Consider the following 568-nt stretch of genomic DNA (forward strand, 5'->3'; position numbering starts at 1 on the left):
TTATTATTAAAAAAGTTAATAAATAGTTTGAATATTTGAATTTAATTAAATTGTTTATTTTAATGGTTCCATTTTAGTGGTTCGCTGAGATTTTATAAAAGGAAAAGGATTGTAATTTTGAAAAAAAAACTAATTTATTCTTTTTTGTTAATTTTACTTTTTATTTTTTTCTATTTTATTTTTCTCTATTTTAGAGATAATAGGAAGTCAAAAAATAAAGAAATATTTTTAGATGATGAAACACTTATAGAACAAAAAAATACAAAAATTGATGGATTATCAAGATTAAACGAATATTATAATACATCATTTTCATTGAAAAAAAATGATATAAAAAACAAAATTTCTGAATTAAATATTGAAATTCTTGAATTAGATGATAAAATTTCTGAATTAAATATTGAAATTAATAAATTAAATATTGAACTTCGTGAATTAGATAATGAAATGGATCAATCGAAAAAACTTATACATAAAGAGACCGAATCGCAAAAACAAAGAATAATTGCAAATATTAAAGAGAAAGAGATTGAATTACAACAAAAAAATAATATTTTAATAAAAAATA

At 17.8% G+C, this 568-nt stretch carries 1 protein-coding gene; it reads left to right on the forward strand.

Features of this window, described 5'->3' with window-relative positions:
• Window positions 1–117 precede the first annotated feature (117 nt).
• On the forward strand, window positions 118–568 hold a 451-nt coding region (locus RI76_RS00490; protein ID WP_017192161.1), incomplete at its 3' end, for a hypothetical protein.

The sequence above is a fragment of the Milkweed yellows phytoplasma str. MW1 genome (assembly GCF_000309485.1).
GTDB lineage: Bacteria > Bacillota_I > Bacilli_A > Acholeplasmatales > Acholeplasmataceae > Phytoplasma.